19 protein-coding genes are annotated in these 20,242 nt (G+C 59.8%); 8 read left to right on the top strand and 11 right to left on the bottom strand.

What is annotated here, in order from left to right:
• Positions 1-21: 21 nt before the first annotated feature.
• From F8E02_RS11460 to F8E02_RS11440, 5 genes are all read right to left on the bottom strand, one after another.
• On the bottom strand, positions 22-1,206 hold the full coding sequence (locus F8E02_RS11460) for an acyltransferase family protein (protein WP_317065720.1): 1,185 nt from the start codon (positions 1,204-1,206) through the stop codon (positions 22-24).
• A 109-nt stretch (positions 1,207-1,315) separates the two neighbouring features.
• Positions 1,316-2,503 (bottom strand): ATP-grasp domain-containing protein, encoded by a 1,188-nt coding sequence (locus tag F8E02_RS11455; protein WP_317065719.1) that lies wholly within the window; start codon positions 2,501-2,503, stop codon positions 1,316-1,318.
• Complete coding sequence (locus F8E02_RS11450) at positions 2,500-3,162, bottom strand: RraA family protein (RefSeq protein ID WP_317065718.1); 663 nt, start codon at positions 3,160-3,162, stop codon at positions 2,500-2,502. The genes F8E02_RS11455 and F8E02_RS11450 overlap by 4 nt, the downstream gene beginning before the upstream one ends.
• Positions 3,163-3,252: 90 nt before the next feature.
• Positions 3,253-3,897, bottom strand: coding sequence for a class I SAM-dependent methyltransferase (locus tag F8E02_RS11445; protein ID WP_317065717.1), 645 nt, complete (start codon positions 3,895-3,897; stop codon positions 3,253-3,255).
• Positions 3,894-4,652: an amidohydrolase family protein gene (locus tag F8E02_RS11440; protein WP_317065716.1), complete on the bottom strand. Its 759-nt coding sequence runs from the start codon at positions 4,650-4,652 to the stop codon at positions 3,894-3,896. The genes F8E02_RS11445 and F8E02_RS11440 overlap by 4 nt, the downstream gene beginning before the upstream one ends.
• Here F8E02_RS11440 and F8E02_RS11435 point away from each other — a divergent pair.
• The 7 genes from F8E02_RS11435 to F8E02_RS11405 all read left to right on the top strand — a co-directional run bounded on the left by F8E02_RS11435 (position 4,632) and on the right by F8E02_RS11405 (position 13,171).
• Positions 4,632-6,119, top strand: coding sequence for a glycosyltransferase (locus F8E02_RS11435; RefSeq protein WP_317065715.1), 1,488 nt, complete (start codon positions 4,632-4,634; stop codon positions 6,117-6,119). The two genes, F8E02_RS11440 and F8E02_RS11435, sit on opposite strands and share 21 nt — an antisense overlap.
• A gap of 48 nt (positions 6,120-6,167) precedes the next feature.
• Complete coding sequence (gene asnB, locus F8E02_RS11430) at positions 6,168-8,246, top strand: asparagine synthase (glutamine-hydrolyzing) (protein WP_317065714.1); 2,079 nt, start codon at positions 6,168-6,170, stop codon at positions 8,244-8,246.
• A gap of 205 nt (positions 8,247-8,451) precedes the next feature.
• Entirely contained in the window at positions 8,452-9,474 is a 1,023-nt protein-coding gene (locus F8E02_RS11425) for a glycosyltransferase family 4 protein (protein ID WP_317065713.1), read from the top strand.
• Positions 9,471-10,595 (top strand): glycosyltransferase, encoded by a 1,125-nt coding sequence (locus tag F8E02_RS11420; RefSeq protein WP_317065712.1) that lies wholly within the window; start codon positions 9,471-9,473, stop codon positions 10,593-10,595. Before F8E02_RS11425 ends, F8E02_RS11420 begins: the two co-directional genes overlap by 4 nt.
• Positions 10,564-11,769, top strand: a complete 1,206-nt coding sequence (locus tag F8E02_RS11415) for a glycosyltransferase family 4 protein (protein WP_317065711.1) — start codon at positions 10,564-10,566, stop codon at positions 11,767-11,769. The genes F8E02_RS11420 and F8E02_RS11415 overlap by 32 nt, the downstream gene beginning before the upstream one ends.
• Positions 11,770-11,840: 71 nt before the next feature.
• A complete protein-coding gene (locus tag F8E02_RS11410; protein WP_317065710.1) occupies positions 11,841-12,530 on the top strand; it encodes an HAD family hydrolase in 690 nt (229 codons plus the stop codon).
• The gene (locus F8E02_RS11405) at positions 12,503-13,171 is read left to right on the top strand and encodes a cyclase family protein (protein ID WP_317065709.1); all 669 of its coding nucleotides are present in this window, start codon (positions 12,503-12,505) and stop codon (positions 13,169-13,171) included. Before F8E02_RS11410 ends, F8E02_RS11405 begins: the two co-directional genes overlap by 28 nt.
• A 125-nt stretch (positions 13,172-13,296) precedes the next feature.
• Here the strand turns inward: F8E02_RS11405 and F8E02_RS11400 are convergent, their stop codons facing one another.
• The 3 genes from F8E02_RS11400 to hcp all read right to left on the bottom strand — a co-directional run bounded on the left by F8E02_RS11400 (position 13,297) and on the right by hcp (position 15,612).
• Entirely contained in the window at positions 13,297-13,551 is a 255-nt protein-coding gene (locus F8E02_RS11400; protein WP_317065708.1) for a type II toxin-antitoxin system HicB family antitoxin, read from the bottom strand.
• The gene (locus F8E02_RS11395; protein ID WP_317065707.1) at positions 13,541-13,798 is read right to left on the bottom strand and encodes a type II toxin-antitoxin system HicA family toxin; all 258 of its coding nucleotides are present in this window, start codon (positions 13,796-13,798) and stop codon (positions 13,541-13,543) included. The genes F8E02_RS11400 and F8E02_RS11395 overlap by 11 nt, the downstream gene beginning before the upstream one ends.
• A 197-nt stretch (positions 13,799-13,995) precedes the next feature.
• Complete coding sequence (gene hcp, locus F8E02_RS11390; RefSeq protein WP_317065705.1) at positions 13,996-15,612, bottom strand: hydroxylamine reductase; 1,617 nt, start codon at positions 15,610-15,612, stop codon at positions 13,996-13,998.
• An 85-nt stretch (positions 15,613-15,697) separates the two neighbouring features.
• On the opposite strand from hcp, the gene F8E02_RS11385 reads away from it, so the two are divergent.
• The gene (locus F8E02_RS11385) at positions 15,698-16,057 is read left to right on the top strand and encodes a winged helix-turn-helix transcriptional regulator (protein ID WP_317065704.1); all 360 of its coding nucleotides are present in this window, start codon (positions 15,698-15,700) and stop codon (positions 16,055-16,057) included.
• A 73-nt stretch (positions 16,058-16,130) separates the two neighbouring features.
• On the opposite strand, the gene F8E02_RS11380 is transcribed toward F8E02_RS11385, so the two are convergent.
• Genes F8E02_RS11380 through hisS form a run of 3 tightly spaced genes read right to left on the bottom strand, consistent with a single transcriptional unit; the run spans position 16,131 to position 20,233 of the window.
• Positions 16,131-17,219, bottom strand: a complete 1,089-nt coding sequence (locus F8E02_RS11380) for a DNA topoisomerase IV subunit A (protein ID WP_317065702.1) — start codon at positions 17,217-17,219, stop codon at positions 16,131-16,133.
• On the bottom strand, positions 17,212-19,014 hold the full coding sequence (locus F8E02_RS11375) for a DNA topoisomerase VI subunit B (RefSeq protein ID WP_317065701.1): 1,803 nt from the start codon (positions 19,012-19,014) through the stop codon (positions 17,212-17,214). The genes F8E02_RS11380 and F8E02_RS11375 overlap by 8 nt, the downstream gene beginning before the upstream one ends.
• Complete coding sequence (gene hisS, locus F8E02_RS11370) at positions 19,001-20,233, bottom strand: histidine--tRNA ligase (RefSeq protein WP_317065700.1); 1,233 nt, start codon at positions 20,231-20,233, stop codon at positions 19,001-19,003. The genes F8E02_RS11375 and hisS overlap by 14 nt, the downstream gene beginning before the upstream one ends.
• Positions 20,234-20,242 lie beyond the last annotated feature (9 nt).

Below are 20,242 nucleotides of genomic sequence, written 5' to 3'. Positions count from 1 at the left end.
GTAAAGCAGCACAGCGAACTGCTAGTCGCCGGAGTCGGCGGTTTGCGGCGAGAGGTGTCCCCGTTGCGGATATCCTCCTGTCTTTAACATCCGAGCCTTTAGCCATCGGGCAAGGTCTTTATGGCGCATTTCGGTGTAATACGCGACGAATGCAGAGAATGCATTTGAAGCGAGGAATGCTGACGTAATAACGATATATTCCGGTACACCCGCGAGGAGCGCATGTACGAAAATGATGATCGGCATATGAATAAGATACAATGTGTAGGAATAGTCGGCCATGAACTGTACCGCTGAATGGACCTTTGTGCTCCTTATGGCCCTATCGTTTCGCAGAACAATAAGGATGCAAAGCACCGCTGCTGCTGTAAGCAGATCCGCGGCCAGATCGTAGGGGTCCTGCGTCACCAAAAGTAAATGTGCCACCCAAAGGGATAGTGCGACAATAAGGCCGATAAAGACCGGTTTCTTGGATGCGGAGTTGGTCATCGCCAGAAGTATGGTAATGAGCACGCCGCTATACCAGGTGATAACAAGATTTCGCAATACCGGGGCAAAGATCAAGTATGCGGCTGGAATAGTCCATAAAATGCCTAAAATCGTCAGATAAAGCCATTTTTTGTTCCTGAGCCACGGATAGCCGATAACCGTCCATCCGAACGAGAGGTACAGCCACCATTCAAGTCCCAGGGACCAGAGTGAGCGCCCGGAACCGAACCCGAACCCTATATCAAACTGTGGAAGTGGGATATGTTGCAGCATGAGCAGCGAGCCGACGAAGTTCTCGACCCGAAAGTCATGGTAGAACGGGATCGCGATCGGGTACCCGAAGATGCAATCAAAGGATCGATAATGTTCGGGAAACAGAGTAAGATGCGTAAGATCGAAAATTAGTATGAGCAGTAGCACCGGCAGTAGCCCGGAGTAGATACGTGCAAATCTGTCGATGAAGTATGCTGAAAAAGAATATCCCTGTAAATGAAGTTTTGAAAAGACCGAGTTCGATATCAGCAGGCCGGAGAGAATGAAGAAGATGACAACCCCGAAACTGGCCATCTGGATGGCTGCTTCCGAGATCCCGAACCAGAAGAAAATATGGCCGATGAGCACCAGTTCAGCTGCACTGATCCGCAAGCAGTTTAAGAAAAATGATGCCCTCTCATGGATTTTGAAACCACCGGGTCTTTGTAACGCGAAAGAGAGCATGAAATAATACTTATTTGGAAGATTAGGTATTTATCCGTATATATTTCGTCTCTCAATGCGTTTAGTGGGCCCCTGCTGTGTCCGCATTTCACACGAGCCGTCAGGGGTATCAACAGGGTTCGACGATAAATTTGACCAGCGATTCGGCGCGGTCGGCTGCCACGATTGCTGCCTCTCGATTTTGGCCCAATGTTACAAGGAAGCCGGTTCTTTGGAGCGAATTTTCAAAGTCTCCCACCAGGTCCCCGATTCCCTTGGTCAGCCCGACGTCAAGAACGCCTTCAAGGCGTGCTGCTGCCTCCAGGTTGTGGACCTCTTTGAGGATACCGCGGGGTGGGGTGAAGAAGCGGTAGACTGCGCCGTTGTTTGTCAATGCCGGCATCGATACCGGCATGCCGGTGAGGATACGTGCTGTCTGTACGGGCGCGTTGAACCCGGACACGGCCTTGATGATTGTGTGGAATATGTGGCCGCCGCCCCCTCTGGCCCCCAGTTCGACCAGTTTCGGGCCATCTTGGGTCACAATGACCTCCGTATGCGCCATGCCTGTCCGAACACCGATTGCCCGCACTGCCGCCGTGACAAGCCCCCTAACCCGATCCTGGGTTTCTTCGGGAATGGCCGCCGGATAATTCAGGCTTGTGGCGACCCGCGTCCGCAAATTGGGTTTGACTTTGTCGCTCATCGCCAGGATGGTGACCTCTCCGTTTTCCGAGAATGACTCGATAGTCATCTCGATACCCTCCATGTATTCTTCCACGATGAAGCGACTATTCCTCACGTACGGCAGGGCAAACCGGTATGCCCACTCGATATCATCAGGCGTTTTAAGCACCGATACCCCACGTCCACCACCCCCGCTCTCGGTTGGTTTGACGACGCATGGGAACCCAATCTGCTCTGCCGCTTCTGTTAATTCGTTTGAGGTCGCAAACACCCTGTATTTCGGTTGCGAAAGCCCGTGCCTGCGCCAGACATCCCGCATGCGTCCCTTGTCGTTCGCTGCGTCAACGGTTGCCATGGGGAGGCCGACCAGACCCAGTTCTTCCGCCACATATGAAGCCGTCCGGGTGCCGAAATCGTTGATCGCCATAATCCCGTCGACGTGATTGCTGCGTGCGACGGTACACACCCCCTCACGGTCCGTAATATCGACCGGGTAAAATGCATCTGCGAGTGCGGCACAGGGAGCGTGCGGGTCGCGGTCGACGCAAACAGTAGTAAAACCTGCATCCTTGAGCGTGCAAAAGACCGGTTTTGAATACTGACCTCCACTCAGAACCACGATCGTTTTCATTGCTTCCGCTCCTGGTATTTTTTAAGACAGACCGTATCGTAAGTATTCCACTTAAGCCGATCAATACAGTCAAACCAGATGTCCTCCTGCTCCTCGATCCAGTCGAGTTTTTCCAGGAATTCCTGGTTAATGTGATCTTTTGGAATTATTATCACGCCACTGTCATCGCACACCGCTATAGCTCCGTTGTAGCGTTCGCATCTCTCATGGATCAGGGCGGGGTCGAGATCAGTCTCGTTTTTGCGGTTGAAGCATCCGATGGGTGTGCCCCCGAAGCACCAGATTGGCCAGTTTTCTTTCCGCAGGTGCGGGATGTCCCGAAGGTACCCCTGCACTACAATACCTGCGGCCTGTTGGTACAGGATAAGGTACTTTGAAACCAAACTGCCGAAAATTGCCCGGTCACTGCAATTAAAGGGCTCTACAAAAAGAATTTCCCCTTCATCGACATCGGTTATCTGCCGGTGGAACTCCCAGTTGCTTTCGTTCAGTGCATATGTCCATCGGACCTGACCAACGCAAAAATGCCCGTAGTTTAACGGCAATACACCCGGAACATTTCCGGTTTTACCGAGGCAGTCGGCAACTTCTGTCGAAGAAATCCGGTTCCGCTTGATCTTGCTGATAATCTGATCGGTATAGGTATCTGGTGTGGTCATCGGCATCAACCTGGTGATAGAGTGTTGAACACTACGGATAATGGGCTTTTCTGAACTCCCAAGCGGCTTTGAAATTAATAATTTACCAATTTATATCGGCGGGAAAGTGTTATCGTGGTTGATGGGGGTGTCATGGTAGAGATAGAGTGCATACTCGTACGGCATGTAGTCCTGTCTGAGGGTGAACCGCCGGGTCAGGCTCCGGATGTTCTGGATGAGCACGCAGGGATCGGTATGGAATGCGATCGGGTTCTGGAAGTCTACCCAGGTGGTCATGAAGTCGACTGCAACCGCTGATTGTGCAAGGGCAAGCATCTTCTCCAGCGTCCGCATGATATATGCCCAGTTGTCCTCCTGTGTGAGCAGGAAATTAAATATTCCCGAGGCAACAACGTAATCAAAGCGTCCGGTGAAGGTTTGCTCTTCGAAGTCCCCAACGAGCAGTTCTGCATCGGGAAACCGTTTCCGTCCTTCCTCCACGAGATCTGGTACCAGATCGATACCGACGTAGTGGCCAGTCCACCCCTGTGCCGTGAGGTAATCGTAAAGGTCCCCGAATCCGCACCCGACATCAAGTATCGATTTCCCCTGTAGGTTGCCGACTGCAGTCAGAACCGAGAACCGCAGTGCTTGCCTACCATGTTTGCCCCAGCCTAGTGTCTGGGGGCTGTAGCCGAATGTCCTGTGTCGTTCGCTATATCGTTGCCGGGTGATCTTGATATCTTCTGCATTCACAGACGGAACACCTCGCGAGCATTGTCGGAAAAGATTCTTTTCTGCTTATCTTCCGGGAGGTGATGCAGATACCTCTGCCAGAGAGCGGTGTATGCGGCTACATCGACTTCCGGGAAGTCCGTTCCGAAGATCGCCTTCTGGTCCAGTTTTTCGAGCAGGTGGCAGAAGTCATGAAGCAGATACGTGTTATCTGCCGCCTTACCGAAGTACGAGAGATCGAGATAGACGTTCTTGTTTGCCTTCGCAATAATGTAGGCATCAAGAAGGTGGGGCCAGCAGGAGTGGGCAAGGACAAACGTGATATCGCGGCGGTTCTTTGCCAGTTCGTCAAAGACCTTCGGGTCGAGAAGCCGTATGGGGATTGTTGTACTCTGCATGAAGGTGTCAAAGACGACGGGCTTTCCCATTCCAGACGCTGCATCCAGGATCTCCTGGACCTCCGGCGAAGCGGGATCGACCTGCTGAAGGGACGGATGAACTTTAAGTCCGGCAACCACGTCCTTGTATTCTGTCAGGAGAGAGAGTTCTGCTACATTTATCTGGGGTACTACCGCGAACTTCTCTGGCTGTTTTTTTGCCAGATCAAGGCAGAATCGGACGTCTTCTATCGATGCGTGGCCGAGCGGGATCAGGACCGCCCGTGCGATTCCTGAGCGGGCCATCGCCTCTTCTAGATTCTCTATTGATGCTTCGTATGGGGTGTCAAACCATTGTCCCGATGCAGTTACGTGCGCATGGCAGTCTATGATCTCCACTGGCTCCTCCTCTCCAATGATTTGAAGTGTGTACTGATAAATACTGTTTTACCCGTGTCATCCCTGTTTTCAATGCGGGGTACGGATTCGCTGCCGCCCGAATGGGAATCCTATTTCAGCAAATATGGCGATATTGTTGTAGGCATCATGGACCGTCGAAGAATACTCATCGGACTTGTCGAGATCGCGGGCTACAATGCCAATCTGAAGACTGGGTTTCAGGAGTTGGGGCTCGACTGCACATTCATCAACCAGAAAGGTCATGTATTTGGATATGCAGGCGATGATGTCCCGATCTGCCTTGTCGCTTGGCAAAAAAGTCTCTGGAAGCGGGCGCAGCAGGGCCGCACTCTGTTAAAGTACCTGTGGTATGCTGTCTTCTATGCCCTGAATTTGCCTGTGTTTGTTTGGGCGATTATTCGCTTCGATGTCTTCATTCTGGGCTACAATTCGACGTTTCTTGGCTACCTCGATCTCCCCCTCCTCCGCCTTCTCGGAAAACGCGTTATCTACATCTTCTTCGGGAGCGATGGCCGCCCGCCATACATCGATGGAGCTCTCTGCAAATCCGCCGATATCGATGATCCGCGTCGATGTATGCGTATGACCCGCATGCAGAAGCGGAAGATCCGATGGATTGAGCGGTTTGCGGACGTTACGGTCCATCACCCTGCAGCAGCCCACCTGCAGGCACGGCAGTTTGTGAAGGGGCTAAACATCGGTATCCCGTTTGCCCGTGCTTCGGTAGAAGAGAACGATTCTCGCATGCGAAACGGGATTGTTCGGATCCTGCACTCCCCGTCTGATCCTGACGCCAAGGGGACGCCGGCGATCCGTGATGCCATCCGTTCATTACAGGCAAAGGGCTACCCGATCGAGTACTTTGAGATTACCGGAAAACCGCATGCGGTTGTTCTTGACGAACTGCAACGGTGCGACATCGTCGTCGATCAACTCTACTCGGACACCCCAATGGCGGTGTTTGCGACCGAAGCCGCCTGGTACGGGAAACCGGCAGTTGTCGGCGGCTATTATGCGCGCTATATCTGGGATGATTATGCCGCTGACGTGATCCCGCCTGCTATCTACTGCTACCCGGCCGAGATAGAAGACGCCCTCGAACCGCTCGTCACCGATGCCGGCTATCGAGCGGAGGTTGGCAGGCGGGCACGAGACTTCGTCCAAACGCAGTGGAATCCGGTGCGGGTGGCGGAGCGTTACCTCCGCCTGATCGATGGCGATGTCCCGGAGCACTGGGTTGCCGACCCCCGGGCAATCACCTATCTTCAGGGTGCGGGGATGGCAGAAGAGCGTGTTTCAGCGCTTGTCCGTGCTATAGTGGATAAAGGAGGTGTACAGGCACTCTGTCTTTCAGACAAGCCGGATCTTGAAAGGCTGTTTGTGTCGTTTGCCTGCGCGAAGTTCACGGAAGAATCGGTGCTCCGGGATAAACCTTTGGGAATGTGAGCAACGTATTTTTATTGACTTATATCATATATAGTTCGGATTACCCCCATGTGCGGGATCGCAGCGCTTGTAATGTTAGGTGGTTTGCCGGAGCAACTCAGACATATCACGGTAATGACCGATATCCTGCGGCACCGTGGGCCTGACGATGAAGGGTCAGTTTTTTTCGGGCAAAACCCTCGGGAGATCTCGATATTCGGCGGTGAAGACACGCCTCTTGCGGTGTACGGATCCGATCTGGCGTATGCCCCGCAACATCCCACTCCGGGTGGTCTCCCCGAACGTGCAGTGTTAGCGCTCGGCCACCGCCGCCTCTCGATCATCGATCCCACCCCGGCAGGCCACCAGCCGATGTGTTCGCCGGACCGGCGATACTGGATCGTGTACAACGGGGAGATCTACAACTACCGCGAACTCCGGCTCGAACTCGAGGCGTACGGACACCGGTTCGCCTCAAGCACCGATACAGAGGTTCTCCTTGCCGCATACGCACACTGGGGCCGCGACTGCCTCCACCGCCTCAACGGCATGTGGGCGTTCGTCATCTACGATACTCAAGAACAGAAGGTCTTCGTCGCCCGTGACCGTTTTGGGGTCAAACCTCTCTACTACTGGTTCTCTCCCGAAGGGTTCCTCGCGATGGCTTCAGAGATCAAAGCCTTCACAGTCCTTCCCGGCTGGAACCCCCACGTGAACGGGCCGCGGGTTTACGACTACCTGGTCTCGAACCTCCTCGACCACACATCCGAGACGCTCTTTGCCGGGGTATACCAGCTCCGGGGCGGTGAGGCCGCGGAGTTCCGGGTGGGCGAGATTGATACTGCTCTCCCGGTCTACCGGTGGTATCGCCTCGACCCGCACCAGTTCTCCGGGACGTTTGATGAAGCGGTGACGGAGTTCGGGCGGCTGCTCCGGGACTCGGTCCGACTACGGCTGCGTTCGGACGTCCCCGGCGGCTCCTGCCTATCAGGCGGGCTCGACTCCTCGTCCATCGTCTGCCTGGCAAACGACCTTCTCCGGGAGGAGCAGAAAGAGGGGTTCCAGAAGACGTTCTCTGCCTGCTCGGATGTAAAAGAGTATGACGAGCGCGAATACGCCGACGAAGTTATCAGCGCACGGGGTATTGAGGCGCATTACACGTATCCTTCCTTTGAGGAGCTGCTTGAGGAACTCGATGAGCTCGTCTGGTACCAGGATGAACCGTTCAAGACGACAAGCATCTACGCCCAGTGGCTTGTCTTCGAGCTTGCCGCAAACCACGGGGTGAAGGTCCTGCTGGACGGTCAGGGCGCCGACGAACAACTCTGCGGATACCAGTGGTTCTTCGGGTGCCGATACGCGGACCACTTCCACAGTATGAAATGGAAGATGCTCTGGCGGGATATCCGGGCGGTCAAGTCAAGGCACGGTCTCTCCGAGTTTCAGTCGCTCTCCATGATGGGATACTACCTGCTGCCCTCTTCCGTCAGGGAGATCATGAAACCCTACGCCACGTCGGGCCAGGCCGGTTCCTCCTGGCTCAACACCGGTCTGCTCTCCGCGTATAACGCTGCCGCATCGGGAGCAGAGCGGTCTTTCGCGGCACGCTCCGGGCCTTCCCTCACGACCACACAGTCGATCGCTCTTGACCAGATGCTCTGGGTGAGTCTGCCAAGCCTCCTCCACTGGGAGGACCGGAACTCTATGGCTCACTCCGTCGAGTCGAGGGTGCCGTTCCTGGACTATCGCCTGGTCGAGTACGTGATGAGTCTCCCTGAGGAGTACCGCATCCACGAAGGCGTGACCAAGCGGATACTGCGTGAGGCGATGTCGGGCATCCTCCCCGAGAGGGTGCGCATGCGTATGGACAAGATGGGTTTCTACACGGCAGAGGAGCACTGGCTCCGGTACGAGGACCCCGAGATCTTCCGCCGGCTGCTCGTAGAGGCCGTCCAGGACTCGAAGGGCATTTTAACGAAGGAAGTCCTTGGTAAACTGGAGCGCATGTTCACGGGAGACGACCCCGTCAGCGCAATGGTCTGGAGATGGATCCTGTTCGGGCGCTGGATGAGGATCTTCAACGTACAGACGCCAAATGCCGGTGTCGGCCTGGCTGGCGTTTCCGGGGTGCAGGGCGGCCTCACGTAGCGAAGGGATCGCCTGCTCGGAGTCTCCACGGCCGGATACCCCGTCACGGAGCGACTCCCGCTGCTCATGCAGGACACCTGCTTCCCGGCTCCCTTGTCACCGTTATTCGGCAGCATATTCGATGAAAAATATATATCTCCCCACGCGAATACGGTCCCCACCGGACGGCTGATTATTCAGCCTGCTCGAATCCCGGAGGCCTTACGTGGAGCAGCATGAAACAGAACGACAAAAGAAGGTATTTCTGGTATCCCCCTCTCCTTCCACGTTTACGGAGCGGGACCTGAAGACGCTCCGGCAGGAATACCTGGTCAGGGAGACCGTCATCAGCGACTACCAGGGAAAAAACGGCCTGAAGCGGTCCCTCCTGATCTCATTCGAGATCCTGCGGGGGGTCCTCTGGGCAGATCTCACCTACTCCTGGTTCGCCCACAACCACTCGTATCTCGCGGTAAGACTGGCGAACCTCCTCGGGAAGAGAACCCTCGTCGTCATCGGCGGGTATGAGGTCGCAAAAGAGCCGGAGATCGGGTACGGTGCCCTGCTCGACCCGAAACTCGCAAAGAGGGTGAACTACATCATCGGAAACGCCGATCACATCCTCGCGGTCTCGGAGTTCAACAGGCGGGAGATACTCAACCTGAGTGAGCGACGCCACGTTGCGGTCGTCTATAACGGCATCGACTGTGCACAGTTCACCCCGGGAGAGACGAAGGAGGATCTCGTCATCACGGTCTGCCAGATCAGTAAAAACAACATCACGCTCAAGGGCCTTGACACGTTCCTCAACGCCGCAAGGAGCCTCCCGGATCTCCGGTTCGCCGTCGTCGGCCGCGTCCTTGACGGAAGCATCGAGGATCTGAGACGGAGCGCCCCACAGAACGTCACGTTTGTCCCGTCCCCCTCCCAGGAAGAACTCCTGCGCTGGTACCGCCGAGCAAAGGTCTACTGCCAGCTCTCTTACCGGGAGTCGTTCGGTGTCGCGCTCGCCGAAGCGATGTCCTGCGAGTGCGTCCCCGTGGTGACCGAGAGGGGCGCCCTCCCTGAGGTGGTGGGGGGTACGGGGTTCGTGGTACCCTACGGCGATGTGCAGGCGACGTCGACGGCGATAATGGAGGCGCTGCACTCCGACGGGGGCAGGGCGGCAAGGGCCAGGGTCCAGGCGAAGTTCTCCCTTGAAGAAAGGAGGGAGAAGATCTGCAGAGTGATTGAAGAGAATCCGGCATGATCCGGATCTTTGCGGTTCTCAACGGGGCCGTCCTCAGGGACGACGGGAACTGGTCCCCCACGTACACGAGGATCCGATTTCTGCTCGGAGAACTCACCCGGTACGAGGATCTCGGAGTTGACACGATCTCGTTCGAGGTTCTACCCGGACAGGGCCTTCCGGAAAGGCTCTGCAACAACGTCATCAAAACCACCGTCGCCCTTCGCTCCGCATACCGCCTCTTAAAAGACCGGCCCCTGGCTTTTTTTGCGTATCCGCATTCGCTGACGACGTTTCAGAACAGGCTTTTGTTCCGTCTCTGCACGGCCTGCAGGATCCCGACCGTCGTGGATATCCACGATACGCGGGAACAGGCCGCGGCAGTCGGCGACGGGCAGTTCGGGGTGCCGCAGAGGACGGAAGGCTACTGCCTGGGCCGGGCAACACTCCTCATCGCGCTGAACCCGCGGATGTGGGAGCGGATCAGGCGAACGTATCATCTCGACGGGACACCTGTTGTATTCGTCCCGAACGGGGTTGAAGAGGAGTTCTTCACGCAACACTCTGCACCGTATTCTCCGGTCGAAGGGCGGTTCAACATCTGCTATACAGGAGCGCTGACAAAGAACAGGGGGATCGATCTTCTGGTGAGTTCATGCGGTATCCTGCGGGAGCGTTACCCCTGGATCCGCTTGCACCTCATCGGGCCGTACGGACCCGGGATCCCGGACGACCTCAAGGAGACGATTGAAAGAAGCGATTTTATCGTGAGAGCCGAACTTCCAAGGAGCGCGATCCCCGCCGCGCTCGCTCCGATGGATCTCCTCGTGCTGCCCTACAACCCGGGGGAACCATACCTGAACCTGGCATCCCCCACGAAACTCTTCGAATACATCGGGGCGGCGAGACCAATCCTCTGCACGAAGTGCGAGTCCTTGATGGATATCGACGATGAGGGCGGCTTTACCTATGCGGACTATTCGGTGCCGGAGATGGCGGAGGCCATCGAGCGCCTGATCTTCCATCCGGAGGTGCGCGAAGAGATGGGGCGGGCACTCTGCCGCATACGCGAGAGCCACACCTGGAAGGAGAGGGCAAGCAGGATATATCATGGTATCAGATCCTTATGCGGAACGATCTGAAGCCCGGCACTCGCGCCTGGTAGGTCCGGTCGATACGGCTATGAAGATCTGCATGCTTACGTCCACGCACGGACCCGGCGACGGCAGGATATTTCAGAAAGAGGCAAAGAGCCTTGCAAAGGAGCATGAGGTCACGATCATCGCCCCTTCGGACAGGAGCGGCAGCAGCGTCGCGGACGGGATCCGCATCGTCACCGTAGAACGGCCGGACTCCGTCGCCCTCCACCCCTTCACGCTTCTCCGGCTTCTCCGGGCATGCCTCGCCGAGGACGCCGACGTCTACCACTGCCATGAGCCCGACGCTCTCCTCATCGGGGTCCTTGCGAAGTACCTCAAAGGGAAACGGCTCGTCTACGACATTCACGAGCACTGGCCCTCGGAGATCCCGTTCGATCTCGGCATCCGTAACGGCACCCCGGGACAGAGGATGCTTTCCGCGCTCGTCTCGCGGGTGGAGATTGCCCTGGCCCGCCGGGCCGAGGGCACGTTTGCCGTGAGCGAGAGCGTTGCGGCGCGGTTCAGGGAGAGGGGGTTCGACCCGCTCATCCTCTCGAACTACTCCATCGCCGACCTTGATGTTCCCTATAACCTGGACCGGAACGGCCGGGACCTCATGTTCATGGCAGGCAATATGCAGTCGTTCCATGGGGTCGACGAGTGCGTTCGGGCCGTCGAGCGGGCCCGGGAACGCTATCCCGATGTGTCCCTCACGCTCGTCGGAAACGTCCGGGAAGATCTCAGGGAACGGATCAGCGGCTCCGGCCGGGAAGGGTTCGTCACCTCAACCGGTTTCCTTCCCTACAGGGCAATGTACGAGAGGCTGAGCGAGGGTACCGCGGGGCTCCTTGTCTTCCAGCCGACATACTACAACATCTCCATCGGCTTGCCGAACAAGCTCTTCGACTACATGCTTATCGGGCTCCCGGTCATCGCAAGCGACCTGCCGGAGATCCGTAATATCGTTACCCGGGCGGACTGCGGCATCCTCGTCGATCCGGGGAGCGTGGAGGAGATCGCCGACGCAATCGCCTACCTCTTCGACCACCCGGACGAGGCGCGGAGGATGGGCGCAAACGGGAGGCGGGCGGTTCTTGAAAGGTATAACTGGTCCGCGATGGAGGCGGACCTCCTGCGGATGTACCGGGGCCTGGACGGCACATCCCGATCTGGATGACCGGCAGGCATCGAGGTTCCTGCCGCCCCCATCAATTCCTGCGGCCGTCAGGTACTAGTAGCCGGCAGTCAATGTCAGTACTCGTTATGCTCACCACCCTCATCCTCGACTTCGACGGCGTCGTCGTCGAATCCCTCCCCCTAAAGACCGCCGCGTTCCGGAAGGTCTTCTCCTTTGCCCCCGAACACCTCGACGAGATCATCGCCTTCCACCTCGAGAACGGTGGGATGTCCCGGTACGACAAGTACCGTTACATCTACGAAAACATCCTCCACGAGCCGCTCACCCCCGAGCAGGAGGAGTGGCTCGCGAGCGAGTACGTCGGGCTCATCTTCGATGCCATGCTCACCGTCCCGTACGTCGAAGGGGCGGAAGAACTTCTCGAAGACTGCTCCCGGCGGCTCCCGCTCTACATCGTATCCGCGACCCCCGAGGGGGAGATGCACGAGATCGCCCGCCGCCGCGACCTCACGAAGTATTTCGTCCGGATCTACGGCTCGCCGAAGACGAAGGCCGAGTGCATCAGGGAGATCCTGGCCGAGACCGGCGCCTCACCGGGCGAGGCCCTCTTCGTCGGCGACGCCCCGAACGACTGGCAGGCGGCCTATGCGACGGGCGTCCGGTTCGTCGCGAGGATCCCGCCCGGCGACCCGGATCGCTTTGCCGGCCGGCCGGGGGTGGAGGGGGTCGTGGCGAACCTTCATCAACTCCGGGAGTATCTACGGGAGAGCATATGCTCATCCCGATCTCGTACCCCCTGAACCGGGCAGCGCCGCTCTACCCCGGCACGGAACCGCTCACGATCACCCGCACGAAGTCCTTTGACGAGGGGGATACGGAGGAGAAGAGCCTGATCTCCTTCTCCAGCCATGCCGGGACACACATCGATCTCCCCCGCCACTTCTGCCCGGGCGGGGGCCAGGTCAGGGGTCTCCTTGCGCCGGAAGCGGTCTTTGAACCCGTGCGGTGCATCGAGGTGAAAAAGGAGGGCGAGGAGCCGATCCGGACCCAGGACCTCCTTCCGCACCTCGACGCGATCCGGAACTCACGTGCGATCTTCGTCCGGACCGGCAACGGCCGGGTCCGGGAGAGCGACCCGGGTGCCTACGCGGAGAGGCACCCCTGGGTGCACCCCGAGGTGCCGGGCTTCCTCCGCAGGGAGAACCCGGCCCTAAGGCTGTTCGGGATCGATACCATCTCCATCGCCATTCCTGCAGAACCGGAGGCGGGCGCCGAGGTCCACCGTGGGTTCCTCTGCGGCTCCCCGCACATCTTCCTGCTCGAGGACGTGGACCTCTCCTACGGCAGGCTGCTTGAGGAACCCTGGACCCTGCGGGTCTACCCTCTGGTCTTCGACGATCTCGAGGGGGTGCCGGTGGTGGCGCTCGCGGAGTTTAGGTGATACCACGACTCAATCCGGGCAGAAAAAGCACGTATGTTACGGTAGCCTCAGGTAAATGAGAACTGCGTGGGAAAGCAGGTTATGGACCCGGCTGCTGAAATCCTGGATGTGCGAGAGGGCGCCGTTCATGCTCCCGGTCTGCACGCAGCGCCTTTTCCGGCAAGAATATCCCGGAGCCGCTCCCTCCCGGCGGGCTCCGGGATTGCCCTGCCCTCTTCGCGGGCAACCTCAAGCCAGAGGGAGACGGCAACCTTCACCTCGCGGAGTGCTTCTTCCTCGGTCCCGCCGAACGCAGAGCACCCTGGAAGTTCCGGGACCACGGCGATGAACCCCTCATCTTCATCGCTGTAGATGATCTCGATCGCGTATCTATGCGGCATCCTCATCCTCCAGGAGATTATAGTTCTCAATCACTTTAAGCAGTTGGCGAACCTGATAGGGCTTTGCCTTCCCGCCTACGTTCTGGAAGTTCAGGATCTCCGCAACCCCTTCCCGCACATAAATCCTGTGACTCCCCTTTTTGCCCCTGAAGCGGAACCCGAATGCCTCTGCTGCACGGCAAAGGTCTTCGAACCGCACACTTTTCGGGTTCCGCTTCAGGTTTTCGTAGGCCTGCCTTCGCTCCATTCCCCGGCTCTTCTCCTACGTCTTTTCTACGATTAGATCCCTTAAGAGTTCCCTTATTTCTTTGGGCTCCTGCCTGTGAGCGCTGCATGTCATTACCTGGAGCATTGTGGTCAGATCCACACCGAAAATTGCATGTAGGTGCTGGATCGACCATGACGCCCGATCTGGTCAGCGGAATGAGGTTTTCAAAAAAATGTTCAGTTCCCCGGCACCATCCGCTCGAGGTCCTCCTCGACCGTCGCGATCCCCTTGATCCCGAAGTTCTCGACGAGAACCTTCAGGATACCGGGCGAGACGAAGGCCGGGAGGCGGGGGCCGAGGGTGATATCTTTGATGCCGAGCGAGAGGAGGCTGAGGAGGACGAGCACCGCCTTCTGCTCGTACCAGGCGATGTTGTAGGAGACCGGGAGGTCGTTGATCCCGACGCCGAACGCTTCTGCGAGGGCCTGGGCGATGACCACGAGCGAGTAGCAGTCGTTGCACTGGCCGGCGTCGAGGACGCGGGGGATGCCGCCGATATCGCCAAGGTCGAGGCTGTTGTAGCGGTACTTCGCGCACCCGGCGGTGAGGATGACCGTATCCGCGGGGAGAGCCTCTGCAAACCGGGTGTAGTAGTCCCGTCCGCTGTGCCGGCCGTCGCAGCCGGCCATCACGACGAACCGCTTGACGGCGCCGGACTTCACCGCACTGATGACCGTATCCGCGATGGCGAGGACCGGGGCGTGGGCGCACCCGGTGATGAGATCGCCGCGGGAGATATCCTGCGGGGGCTCGCAACGCTTCGCGTGCTCGATCAGGGCCGAGAAGTCCTTCTTCCCGTCTGCCGGGGCGTCGACGTGCTTTAACCCCGCATACCCGACGAGCCCGGTGGTGTAGACCCGGTCGCGGTAGGAGTCCTTCGGGGGGACGAGGCAGTTTGTGGTGACGAGGACGGGGCCGTTGAACCGGTCGAACTCCTCCCGCTGGAAGGGCCAGGAGCCGCCGTAGTTCCCGACGAGGTGGTCGTACTTCGCAAGGGCCGGGTAGGCGTGCGCCGGGAGCATCTCGCCGTGGGTGTAGACGTCGACGCCCGCTCCGCGGGTCTGCTCGAGGAGGTCGGCGAGGTCCTTGAGGTCGTGGCCGGTGACCAGGATCCCCGGCCGCGTGCCCGCCGCGGTGCTGACGGTCGTGATCGCCGGCGTCCCGTAGGCGGTCGTGTTTGCGGCGTCGAGGAGGGCGAAGGTTTTGACGCCGACTTTGCCGCACGCGAGCACGTAGCCGACCATATCCCCGGCGGTGAGGTCCTGCAGCGTGGCGGCAAGCCCCTCCTGCATGAAGGCCGCGATCTCCTGATCCTCGTAGCCGAGGGCCGCGGCGTGGTGGGAGTAGGCGCCTATCCCTTTGAGCCCGTAGATGAGGAGGTCGTGGAGCGACCGCAGGTCCGGATCCACGGCGTCCCGTGCGGCGACGATCTCCTGCGCCTTTGCCGCGATCGCCGCGGGGCCTGCCGGCACCCAGGTGCAGGCGTCGGGCTCCGCGCTCCCGGACGCCGGGAGGGCGTCGCGGATGCGGGCTGCTTCACGGATCATATCGCGGAGGCGGGCGGGGTCGAAGTTCACGTTGGTCAGGGTCGCAAAGAGGCATCCCCCGACGAACCTCCCGGCATCCGGGTTTCCGCCGCCGTTCTTCATCGCCGCGAGGTTCCTCGCCGAGAGCCCTTTGAGGACGTAGATCAGGACGTCCTGGAGCCCGGCGGTCTCTTTGTCCTTGCCGCAGACGCCGCGTACGGTGCAGCCGAGGCCCTTTGCCGTCTCTTCACACTGGTTGCAGAACATTGTACTCACTCCATGGTATCTTTAGGATACAAGGTATCGATTTGATACTTGAGTATAAGTAGGAGAAGGTTTCTCTAACTATACCATGCAGGACGAGTGTACGGTCAATCAGACCGTCAGGTACCTGGGAAAGAAGTGGACGCTCCTGATCATCCTCGAGCTCTATAAGGGGGAGGGCTACACCCGGCGGTTCACCGAGGTGAAGGACCGCCTCCCGGGGATCACGGCAAAGGTCCTCTCGGCCCGACTGAAGGAACTCGAGGAAGAAGGCCTTATCAAGCGGAGGGTGGAGGCCGGGACCGTCCCCGTGAGGAGTGAGTACACTCTCACCGAGAGCGGGCTGGAGATCGTCGGGGTGATCAAGGATATCAAGCAGTGGGCGCTCCGGTGGAAGGTCGAGAACCTCGCCTGTGGGGCGCAGGACTGCCGGCGTTGTGTACTGTAAGAGGCGTGGAGCTGGCTGGCGCCGTACGAACAAAATATGAGGGGTTCTCTCCAGCCGGAGCCCGCAAGTCCCCTCAGATAACTCCCATCTCCGACAACCGCTTCGGCAGGTACTCCTTCGTCACGAAGTCGAGCCCCCGGCTCGCGAACGCCTGTTGTTCCGACTTCAGCTTCATATCGAGCTGCAGGTTGATCTGGGTCCGCCAGTAGTCGGTCGCAAATCGCGGATCGGTCAGCTCCGCCTTCAGGGCGTTGATGTCCTGCTCCGTGAGGTGGTCGGCGGGGAGGTTGTAGTCGGCGATGTCGGAGGGCTGCACACCGACGAACTGCGCCTGGGGGGTCGCAAGGAGTTCCGACATGTGGGCGCTCTTGATCGAACCGTAGGCGACGCTCGCGTAGATCCGGTAGGACCAGGGGTCGCCGTCGGTGAAGACGACCACCGGGAGGTTGAGCGACTCGTTGAGCCTCCGTAAGACCCGGCGCGTCGAGCGGGCCGGCTGCCCCTTGAGGTGGACCAGGACCGCCCCGTACTCCTCGTCGAACCCGTTCTCCATTAGACGGGCGTACATACCGCCGGTCTCGATGGCGACCACGAACTTCGCGTCGTGGTCGATGAACTCGAGGTTGTCGACGTTGTTCGGGATGGGGTAGCCCGCCTCCCCGACGTCGTCCTGGCAGTGGATCTCTTTGACGCCGCGCCGTGTCGTCTCCCTGAGCCGCACGGGCCCGAAGATCGAGGCCCCGTCCTCCTCCGGCCGGAGGTGGAAGGCCTCCCGCTGCACCTCGGTGATGATCTCGAGGTCCTCGATTAAGAGGTTGCTCTCGTCCTGCGCGGCGAACTTCGCCTTCTTCCAGCCCTCGGAGATGTAATAGAGCTCTCTCAAGGTCGACGACCGGTTCTCCACGAGCTGCTTCTTCAAGAACCAGACGAGATAGGCCATCTTCAAGAGGTGGACCGCGCCTTTCTCGGTCGTCGCCGACCGGGTGCTCTCCTTCTCGCCGTACTTCCAGACCTCGGTCGCGTCGTCGTAGGCGATGTTCTGTTTCGTCCGCGTCGGGAGCCGGATGAACGGCACAACCCCGTCACGCATCTGGTCGTACCACCCGCGGGCGATATGAACAAGCCTCTCCTTTGCCAGCGCATCCATCTCTTCTCTAGACATCGAGATCCACCACCACTTTCACGTTGTCCTCCACACCGCGCAGATCGATCGACCCATCGCCCGCTCCCGTGTAGACGACCTGCCAGGCGGCGCCGGGGGCGAGCACGCACCGCCAGACCTTATTGTATTCTCCATCAAACTCGTCCGTGAAGTCCGGCCGGGGCTCCGCGTCGTCGGCCTTATCGCGGGAGAGGTTGTAGAGGACGAGGGGGACCTCCTTTGCCGTGTAGTTGTTCACGTCGATACGGACCTTCCCGTCGATCGTTCGCTTCTTCGCGACGACTCTGTGCATGATCCTCCCCTCGATCGGGGAGGTGTCCACCAGGGGGAGCTCGACGATCTCGCTCACTTTTGCGGCGATCTCCGGGATGACCGAGCAGATCGCCCGGGCGCGGTCGTCCTGCTGCTTCTTTCTGTCCCGGCGGGAGAGGTAACTCTTGAGTTCCCGGCCGAGCTCCTGGAGGACGAGGACGATCTCCCGCTCGATCTCCGGAATGGACGCGACCGCGTCCTTGCTCTCGCTCGTGAAGGGGACGTTTGTCGAGGCCACGTGGACCATGACGAGCGCCGGGCCTGTGGGGAGGCCCTGCTGCGAGAGGCCGTAGTTCTTCCAGTTCACCTGCGTGACACAGTTCGTTATCGCGCAGGCGCCCTGCTGGTAGAGGAGCGGGACGCGGTTTGCGAACCGGAGGAGCTGCGCGTTCCCTTCCGCCTGGAGCTTCCCGCCGTAGCCGATCGCCGCCTCGATGACGAACGAGTGCCCGCCGAAGACCGAACTCGGCCGGGTGCGGGCGCTGACGAAGTCGAGCTGGATCTCCTTCTCAAGCCCTTTGCAGATCAATTCCTCTCCAATCGGGGAGAGGCACTGCTGCGCCAGCGGCGCAGGGACCCTCACGCTCTGCATGGCATCGAGGAGGCGTTTGAGTTCCTCGGCGTCAAGCGTCGTGGTCTTCCGGGCAGGGTCGAGCCTCGCGAGATCGATCATCTCGTCGGCGGTCTTTTTTCCCACGCGGGAGAAGCTGTTGACGAGGAACTCCTCGATGGTCCCGGCGTTTGCCGCGGCGATACGCTTCAGCGCCCCGAACTCGATCCCGTGCGGGTGGGGGAGGACGGACTTCGGGCACGGCGGGACCTCGCTCGTCACACGCTCGAACGTCGTCACCTCGCCGTCGATATCGGCCGTGAGCCGGGAGTGCGGGTTGACGATCGCCGTCAGGCGGAGGTAGTCGAGCAGCCGCTTCTTTGCCGCAAGGGTGCTCTTGAACTGGATCTCGATCCGGGTCCCGTGCGTCCGGTCCCAGTCGACCTCCTCGTGGCTGACGATCTCCGGGTCGTTCGTCTCGGTCCGGATCATCAGCTCGAACCGGTGCGCCCGCGCCTTTGCCCCCGTCCGTGAGATGACGAGCGCCGGGGTGCCGGTGGTGAGCTGGGCGTACAGCACCGCCGCCGAGATCCCGATACCTTGCTGCCCGCGGCTCTGCCGGATCTGGTGGAACCGGGAGCCGTAGAGGAGTTTCCCGAAGACCAGAGGGACGTTCTCCGGGACGATCCCGGGACCGTTGTCCTCGACCGTGATCCGGTAGACCTCGGCGTCGACCTTCTTGATCCCGACAAAGATATCGGGGAGGACCTCCGCCTCCTCGCAGGCGTCGAGCGCGTTGTCCACCGCCTCTTTGACGGTGGTTATGATCCCGCGCATCGGGGAGTCGAACCCGAGCAGGTGCTTGTTCTTCTCGAAGAACTCTGCGACGCTGATGCTCCGCTGCTGCCTGGCGAGGTCCTCAGCAAGCACCATGCCGCGCTACCTCAGCGATGGCGTCCTCAAGGCTCCGCTCCTGCTGCTCGCCGGAGTGCAGGTCCTTGAGGGTCACGGTGCCCGCCTCGACCTCGCGCTTGCCGAGCACCACGGCGAAGTCGGCCGTCTTTGCGGCGTGGGAGAGCTGGGCGCCCATCCCCCGCTGCATAAGATCGACCTCGGTCCGGATCCCTGCGCCCCGGAAGGCCCTGGCGACCTCGAGCGCCCGCGACCGTGCCTCGGGCGTGCAGACGACGCCGACGACAGGCCCGCTCGAGAGGTCGAACTCCCCGATAGAGACCATCACCCGGTCGAATCCTATGGCAAACCCGCAGGACGCGACGTCGTCGCCGCCGAAGAGGTGGGCGAGCCGGTAGGTGCCGCCGCCGAGGATCTGGTTCTCCGCGCCGAGGTTCTGGGCGAACCCCTCAAAGACCATCCCCGTGTAGTAGTCGAGCCCCCGGGCGATCCCGAAGTCGGGCCGGTAGTTGATATTCTGGGAGTCGAGGAGCGAAAACGTCTCCTCGATCCGGGCGCGTTCGGGAACGTCGCCCGCGACCTCAAAGACTTCCGCGACGTCGCGGCATTCCCCGAGCGCCGCAAGGGGCTCCGCAAGGCGGGTGAGGTCCCTCGCGACGAGCGCCGCCTTGAGCCCCTCCTGGTCGTGCTTGTCGAGGAGGGCCATGATCGCCCGCTGGTCGCCGGGGGCGAGGTCGGCGAGGAGGTGCTTCATCGGCGCGAGGTGGCCGACGTGGAGGTCGAAGGTGACGCCGCTCGATCGGAGCGCCTCGTCGGCGAGCATGATCGCTTCGGCGTCGGCGCTCGCCGTGTCCGCGCCGATCAGTTCGGCGCCGAACTGCCAGAACTGCCGGTACCGGCCTTTCTGGGGCCGTTCGTAGCGGAAGCAGTCGGCGAAGTAGCACCAGCGGATCGGCTTGGGGAGCACCTTGCCCTCGTTGACGTACATCCGGAGGACTGCCGCGGTCACCTCAGGCCGGAGCGTCATCTGTCTCCCGCCCTTGTCCTCGAAGACGTACATCTCCTGGATGATCCCCTCGCCGGACTTCATCGTGAAGAGTTCGAGGTGCTCGAAGTCGGGGGTGCAGACCTCACGGTACCCCCACCGGCGGGCCGCCTCCCGCATCCGCCGTTCGATCAATCGCCGCCGTTCCATCTCGTCGGGTAAAAAGTCCCGCGTTCCCCGTGGTTTTTGAAGCATTCGGTATTC

Source organism: Methanoculleus caldifontis, from assembly GCF_032842345.1.
Lineage (GTDB): Archaea > Halobacteriota > Methanomicrobia > Methanomicrobiales > Methanoculleaceae > Methanoculleus > Methanoculleus caldifontis.
This window is presented reverse-complemented; position numbering and strand designations above follow the sequence as displayed.

Excerpts from the sequence above, each read along its gene's own strand:
- hisS (WP_317065700.1), bottom strand. The coding sequence starts at position 20,233 with ATGCTTCAAAAACCACGGGGAACGCGGGACTTTTTACCCGACGAGATG.
- F8E02_RS11410 (WP_317065710.1), top strand. The coding sequence starts at position 11,841 with ATGTCAGTACTCGTTATGCTCACCACCCTCATCCTCGACTTCGACGGC.
- F8E02_RS11380 (WP_317065702.1), bottom strand. The coding sequence starts at position 17,219 with ATGTCTAGAGAAGAGATGGATGCGCTGGCAAAGGAGAGGCTTGTTCAT.
- F8E02_RS11400 (WP_317065708.1), bottom strand. The coding sequence starts at position 13,551 with ATGCCGCATAGATACGCGATCGAGATCATCTACAGCGATGAAGATGAG.
- F8E02_RS11420 (WP_317065712.1), top strand. The coding sequence starts at position 9,471 with ATGATCCGGATCTTTGCGGTTCTCAACGGGGCCGTCCTCAGGGACGAC.
- F8E02_RS11405 (WP_317065709.1), top strand. The coding sequence starts at position 12,503 with ATGCTCATCCCGATCTCGTACCCCCTGAACCGGGCAGCGCCGCTCTAC.
- F8E02_RS11375 (WP_317065701.1), bottom strand. The coding sequence starts at position 19,014 with ATGGTGCTTGCTGAGGACCTCGCCAGGCAGCAGCGGAGCATCAGCGTC.
- F8E02_RS11455 (WP_317065719.1), bottom strand. The coding sequence starts at position 2,503 with ATGAAAACGATCGTGGTTCTGAGTGGAGGTCAGTATTCAAAACCGGTC.
- asnB (WP_317065714.1), top strand. The coding sequence starts at position 6,168 with ATGTGCGGGATCGCAGCGCTTGTAATGTTAGGTGGTTTGCCGGAGCAA.
- F8E02_RS11415 (WP_317065711.1), top strand. The coding sequence starts at position 10,564 with ATGGTATCAGATCCTTATGCGGAACGATCTGAAGCCCGGCACTCGCGC.
- F8E02_RS11450 (WP_317065718.1), bottom strand. The coding sequence starts at position 3,162 with ATGACCACACCAGATACCTATACCGATCAGATTATCAGCAAGATCAAG.
- F8E02_RS11460 (WP_317065720.1), bottom strand. The coding sequence starts at position 1,206 with ATGCTCTCTTTCGCGTTACAAAGACCCGGTGGTTTCAAAATCCATGAG.
- F8E02_RS11385 (WP_317065704.1), top strand. The coding sequence starts at position 15,698 with ATGCAGGACGAGTGTACGGTCAATCAGACCGTCAGGTACCTGGGAAAG.
- F8E02_RS11395 (WP_317065707.1), bottom strand. The coding sequence starts at position 13,798 with ATGGAGCGAAGGCAGGCCTACGAAAACCTGAAGCGGAACCCGAAAAGT.
- F8E02_RS11435 (WP_317065715.1), top strand. The coding sequence starts at position 4,632 with ATGGCAGTCTATGATCTCCACTGGCTCCTCCTCTCCAATGATTTGAAG.
- hcp (WP_317065705.1), bottom strand. The coding sequence starts at position 15,612 with ATGTTCTGCAACCAGTGTGAAGAGACGGCAAAGGGCCTCGGCTGCACC.